The sequence below is a fragment of the bacterium genome (genome assembly GCA_030247525.1).
GTDB lineage: Bacteria > Electryoneota > JAOADG01 > JAOADG01 > JAOADG01 > JAOTSC01.
This window is the reverse complement of the sequence record JAOTSC010000193.1, coordinates 1-5,786: the sequence shown is the minus strand read 5'-3', so window position 1 is coordinate 5,786 and position 5,786 is coordinate 1. Positions and strand designations below refer to the sequence as shown.

Annotated in this window: 8 protein-coding genes and 1 pseudogene; all 9 read right to left on the bottom strand. The window is 49.7% G+C overall.

Annotated elements, in window-relative coordinates; translation table 11 throughout:
• The coding region (locus tag OEM52_13410; GenBank protein MDK9701133.1) for a hypothetical protein at positions 1–402 on the bottom strand (402 nt) is incomplete at its 3' end.
• A 51-nt stretch (positions 403–453) separates the two neighbouring features.
• Positions 454–2,244, bottom strand: coding sequence for a response regulator (locus OEM52_13405; GenBank protein MDK9701132.1), 1,791 nt, complete (start codon positions 2,242–2,244; stop codon positions 454–456).
• A complete protein-coding gene (locus tag OEM52_13400) occupies positions 2,241–2,768 on the bottom strand; it encodes a roadblock/LC7 domain-containing protein (protein MDK9701131.1) in 528 nt (175 codons plus the stop codon). Before OEM52_13400 ends, OEM52_13405 begins: the two co-directional genes overlap by 4 nt.
• A gap of 161 nt (positions 2,769–2,929) precedes the next feature.
• Positions 2,930–3,508, bottom strand: a pseudogene (locus OEM52_13395) (GTPase domain-containing protein).
• Between the two features lie 16 nt (positions 3,509–3,524).
• Positions 3,525–3,878, bottom strand: a complete 354-nt coding sequence (locus OEM52_13390; GenBank protein ID MDK9701130.1) for a hypothetical protein — start codon at positions 3,876–3,878, stop codon at positions 3,525–3,527.
• On the bottom strand, positions 3,875–4,255 hold the full coding sequence (locus tag OEM52_13385; protein ID MDK9701129.1) for a hypothetical protein: 381 nt from the start codon (positions 4,253–4,255) through the stop codon (positions 3,875–3,877). The genes OEM52_13390 and OEM52_13385 overlap by 4 nt, the downstream gene beginning before the upstream one ends.
• Before the next feature lie 2 nt (positions 4,256–4,257).
• Positions 4,258–5,127 carry a hypothetical protein gene (locus OEM52_13380; GenBank protein MDK9701128.1) on the bottom strand — a complete coding sequence of 290 codons (870 nt, stop codon included), beginning with the start codon at positions 5,125–5,127 and terminating at the stop codon, positions 4,258–4,260.
• Positions 5,128–5,146: 19 nt separating this feature from the next.
• Complete coding sequence (locus tag OEM52_13375) at positions 5,147–5,488, bottom strand: hypothetical protein (GenBank protein MDK9701127.1); 342 nt, start codon at positions 5,486–5,488, stop codon at positions 5,147–5,149.
• A partial coding sequence (locus tag OEM52_13370) for an ATP-binding protein (GenBank protein ID MDK9701126.1) occupies positions 5,485–5,786 on the bottom strand: 302 nt, incomplete at its 5' end. The genes OEM52_13375 and OEM52_13370, both read right to left, overlap by 4 nt.

The following is a 5,786-nucleotide window of genomic DNA, read 5'->3' as shown; positions in this document are numbered from 1 at the left end:
CAACTCACGCGCCCGCTCGAAAATCATGATCGAGAAACCGCGGGGGTCGGTTTCCAATGCCCGTAAATCCAACGGATCGGTACTCCAGCCACCCGTGAATGAATTCGCAGATTTTTCGATTGCCTCTTCCACCTCGGCTTTCCGAATTACCATCGCATCGAGTAACACTTCGCGTAGGTTTTGCAACGCATCGGCGTCAAGGCGTGAGGCATCGAATTGCGGAGTCGAAAAGATTCGTTCAAACTCTGTCGACACGATCCCTTCAGACCGTTCTCGGAGCGATTTGGTCAACGCCGACGGTAACGATACCGCTTCCAACTCCCGGTATCCGGCGGTCCCGGTTTCGCGAAACAACTCGTTGATCAACTGAACAAGTAATTGATTATAGGATTGCGATGGCATAGCTCGACCTCCCCGCCGCGTCAAAACAAAACTTTCCGTTACTTCTCTATACTAATTGGATATTAAATTTGCCCGGTGTTGTTCTTTTGCCCGCACCGCCTCAATCTGTGCGATGGTAACTTCGCGAACACCTACCGCGGCAATCATTTCGATATCCGATGCGAGCCGCGTTTCACCCATTTGCTGCAACGCATCACAGACAATCGGTACTGGTAGAAATCCTTCCCGCCAGCCAAGCCAAGCCCCAATCTCCATGATGCGGAACAATTGCCGGAGAACGAATTCCCAGCGTTGTTCCGGCGACATTGTTGTCAACAATCGTTTCGCTTCTGCGACCACCAATTGCGGAACGCTTCCATGCTCCGACGCTGACGATAAAGCCGGACGTAAAAATGGATCGATCCAATCGAGTCGCTGGTGTTCGTAGAACCGCAACAGTAAACTGGTAGGTACAACTGCCGCTTCACCCAACGCAGCTGCGGGATCCCGCAATGCCGCGACGGTATCGCGAGCGACTTGTCCGGCAAATTGCAGCCACGCTTCCTGTGTCAAAACGCGTGATTCTCGCAAATGACGGCGCAACTCGGTAAACGTTTTCCGAACATGCTCATCCGAGATATCGACTTCCCGCTCCAACTGCATTACAGAATTCTCAACGCCGGTTGTCAGATGGATTTCCAAACGATCCAGCAATTGTGGCGGCAACCCCTCACAACGCAATTCCCGTGCGAACAACCGTTCGGTTTTTTCCGGCCATAACGCTAAAATTGTTGTTCGAATCGGCTCAATCATCTGATCGATACCATCAGGTGATTCGGGCAGCGACATAGCTTTCTGAGCAGGCGGTTTTACCTGTAACGGTTCTGCCTTGACGTTCGGTTTCTTCTCTTCGGCGACTCGAATCACACGAGGAGAATTCTCTTTTGCTTTTATCGTCTCTTCGGACAATGGTGGTGGATATGCAAACTTTCCATAGGATTGTTCCGAAGAGACGCGTTGTGGCGGCGGCTCCATTGGCAGCAATTCATCTAATGCGGAGAGTGCCGAATCGATTACCATTTCCTCATTAACTACTGGTGCTTGTGTAACAGATTGCGGTGGACTTGATACAACTTCTTCCGATTGTGGCTTCTCAATGCCACCGGCGTTCAACTCATCTGCGATTCGCGCTGCATCGATGACCAATACTTGCCAAGGCTTTACAATGGTTTTTGGGCATTTCGAGAATGATCCGATGGAAAATCTCCCGCCCGGCCAGCGGAACATTTCGTTGAAAGCATCGATACCACTGTTCTTGTCCGTCTTCGCATGAATGACGGTACCGTTATCGATGGCTACAATTCCATCCACCCCTTCATAATTCACTTTCAGAATCGATTTACGTCCGCTTAATCCGATTAACTGGATCACATCGGCAAGATGGAATTGTTCAACGACCCCGCTATATCCCCGTTGATTCTCAAGAATATCGACAACGATTTCGCTCATCTCTTCGAGATCGAACGGTTTTTCGATGTACCGGACAGCACCTAATCCGAGGCTTTGGATTCGGGTTTGCGTACTTGAGAAACCGGTCATGACAATAAACTTTATTCGCGGATTGGTTTGTTGAATCCGCACCATTAAATCGAGACCAGATAAATTCGGCATTCGGATGTCTGTGATAATTAACTCGACTGTCGGATTCTTATCGAGAATCTTTTCTACTTCGAGCGGATTCGTGGTAAACAACGCATCGATATTGCGGTCGATGGAATTGAAAAATCCTTTCATCGCCAGCACGATGTCTTCTTCGTCGTCGACAACGATTATTTTGTGACGCTCTGCTTTTGGTGCATTCATTGGGGCTCCTCCGACAAACCACTAAATGGATCGTCCGATTCGTCAGTTTCCGGCTTTCGCATCGCCGCCGCGATATCCTTCCATCGCCCCTTTTGTGGATCGTCGCCAGCTTCGATTTCGATCATTTTTCCGGTTAGTAATTGTTCTAACTCAATAGCGGCTTTCTCTACCACCAGTTTCATCAAACCAAACGTCGCCGTCTCATCGTGTATCGCCAATAAGAGATGTTCCTGACCCGCGGTGCGGACATACACACCCGATTCTCCCCCGTGCCAATACGCTGCATCAAAATCAGCAATGCCGGCAAGTCTTGCAGTTTCCCTGGCAGCGGCGAATGCTGCCGCCACCAACGTCGCTAACCCAACTGGATCGGGAATCGCCAGTTTTCCTTCCCGCATAACTACGAAACCATCGCCACCGATGAGGAATACCCCAGCAGCATTGCCATCATTCACCACTTCCAACAAAGTAGTGCGAATGATAGCTTGTTCGGCTTCGCCGATGGTGACATCGCGGATGATCACGATTACTTCCCTTTACCGAACAATCGCTTCCACCAACTGACTTTTTCGGTTGTCGCCGGTTGGTGGGTAGGTGAATGATCGACTGATGGTTTCGGTTTCGCGTGGACAGTAGCTGCTGGAGCAACCGGTTCACCGGTAGGTGGTTCCCCTTCACCAAGTGAGCGTTTGAAGTCTTCGATGACGGCTGTCATGACGCATTTCAGCGTATCGAACACCCCTTGTCCGGTGGTAGCAACCGCCTCGAAATACGGAAGGTTTTTCGGATTCAAATCGGCGTTCAGTTCGTTCAAACCAATCGCACCCGGAAGATCTCGTTTGTTGTATTGAAAAATTACTGGCAGGTTGTCACTTTCGATCCGATTGTCCCGCAAATTATCGAACAGATTTTGTAAGCTCTCTTTATTTTCTTGCCGTTTATCCGGTTGCGAATCGGCGACGAATACGATACCATCCGCCCCTTGCAGCACGAGTTTGCGGGATTGGTTGTAATACACTTGCCCGGGAACGGTGAAGAGCCGGAGCCGCACAGTAAAACCGCGGACTTTCCCAATCTCCATCGGCAGTAAATCGAAGAACAAGGTGCGATCCTGTTGCGTTGCTACCGATGACATTTCACCACGTTTATCACCCGGCAACATGCGGTGTATCGTCTGCAAATTCGTCGTTTTTCCACACAGACCAGGACCGTAGTAAACAATTTTGCATTCGAGTTCGCGATTGGCGTAATTAATCGTCGCCATAGTGTACTCCTACTCCCTATTCCAGATTTCGCCGATGCGGTACAAACGCTTCACACCGTTGCTGCACCCTGTCAGCGAGCACTTCGGCTACTCCAAACTTAGTCGGATTTGCCAGAGTAATCGCAATCCGAAGCGTCCCGACACTTCGGACAAACAGTGTGCCCGTTTTACTCTGAATTCCAATTCGCAGATTCGTTGAATTCGCTTGTCCTGCCGTAAAGCCGTATTCCCGGCACAGCGCTGCCAGTGTCGCAACTGTTTCCGACGACATTGATCCGATTTGTTCAACCACAAACCCATCGGTATCGAATAGTGCCACCGCAGAAAGATCACGGTTGCCGTCAAACTCAGATAGCAGACGGGTTATCATAACTGCTTCCTTAATGGGCTTTTCGATAATTCGCGAAGGAGAATCGGTATTTCACGTTGACGCTTCGCAATATTGCCTTCCCATTGCATCGCAAGCGCCGCATCATCCATCCGCAGTACGACTGTAATAGTATTCTCAGCAAAGGTCGCTTGCGAAAAAACATTCTCATCTTTCCAGATTGGCGATTGCGACGCTTCGAGAAACTCACCAGCGATTGCCGCTAACCGATGTATTTCCGGAGTTTCCTCCTCAGGCTCCGCTAACAACGATAAGCCATCTCGCGACGCGTGTACAGCGCGAACCGCACCCCACCGATGCACCGCAGATTGCAATGTCTGCTCCCACGTAGCAGGTATTTCATAGCGGCGCCAGAACACGGTTAGAGGTTCTCCAAAAACGATGTAAAGCCGACCAACTCTTCTTGTGTCAAGTGCTCAACTTCCTCGGAACGGCTCAACAGCTGGTCACGATTCATTCGGTCGAAGCGGCGGATTGCAAGTACCCATTGCTCCATCGGAAGTTCTTCGCCATACAGACCTGCTTCGACGACAACTGCTCCGTTAAAATTCGCTAAGCCACGGTCACTAAGCATCGCCAGAAATTCGGTTTTCGAGAAGCGGTCAAACCATTCTGGATCGCGGGAGAGCAGAGTCGAGAGGTCTTTCATCACATCAGCGACACCTTCCACTGGATGAGTGGCATACGCTTTCTCAACCGCATTTGATAGCAACACATGGAACTCCCGCTTCGAGACTTTCAAATCAGGAGAATCTTTTAGGAAATTCACTGCTTGTGTATATGCCGGAATCGCCCGCCGTTCCCAATTCGTAAGATACTTCAGCAAAACGGAAATCGCTTTGCTTGCGGTCTCCCGTGCGATTAACTCCGATTTGCGCCAACCGTATAAAATCCTCACCGTTTGCTCGACCGGCGTCAATCGGAACATGTAACCAAACCGGTAGGCATCAGTATACAGTTTCATTACATCGTCGTAACCGAGTGGCCACGGTTTGTTTAAAGCATATTGGAGTTGAGCCATCGACTCTTGCGGTGAGTTTTCGTTCATTTTAAGTCGAACCGGACCAAGCGCAATTTCACCGCCGAATAGCGGCGAAAAGAGAATGTATAAGAAGCTTCTAATATCGCCATGAGCTCGGTTCACCACATCTCGTAACTCAATCGTGTTGCCTTGGTGGATGTGTTGATTCACATCGAGTAATGCGATGCGTTCGAGTGAGGATGAAATCATAACTACTCCAAATACCGGATTACCGGGTAACAAATTCAGGAAACCGGATCGCCAACTCCTTTAGCATTGTACCGAAAGACGCGTTGCACCGGCACTCTGCAATTACAATAAATTCCGACTCAACCATTAGTACTGCAATTTCAGGCGGAGCTTGGAACACAGTAATCGCACCGGTAGGAATTAACTCCCCGCGCGTTGCAACGATGCGATTCATTTTTTCGATAAACCATTCTGCTATCCGCCCAGTTCGTTCCAAGATTCTACCTTCTGAATCGAGCAAAGCGACACCGATGCAACCCGGCAGCTCCAGCATTTTCCGGGAAAGCTCAGTCGCTACGATGGGTTTGATTTCGCGATTCATCTTGCATTCTCAGAAGTAGGTTGCGTTGAAGCGCTCTGCTCGGGATCATTTGTCGGCTCCAAGGGGAAACTCGGAAGCAGCAGAGAAATCACATTCCGTTCCTCATTCACATAGGGAACGATAGTTCCAAAATTCTTTTGCACCAAACGTTGCACCGCAAACAAACCAATATCGGAACCACCGGCCTCTGCCCGAAAGAACGGATCAAACAATCGATTCAAAATCTCTTTGGGCGGAATAGGTCCGGTATCGCTCATCCGGACAACCGTACCGCCGCCGATGTAACTATGTCGAATCG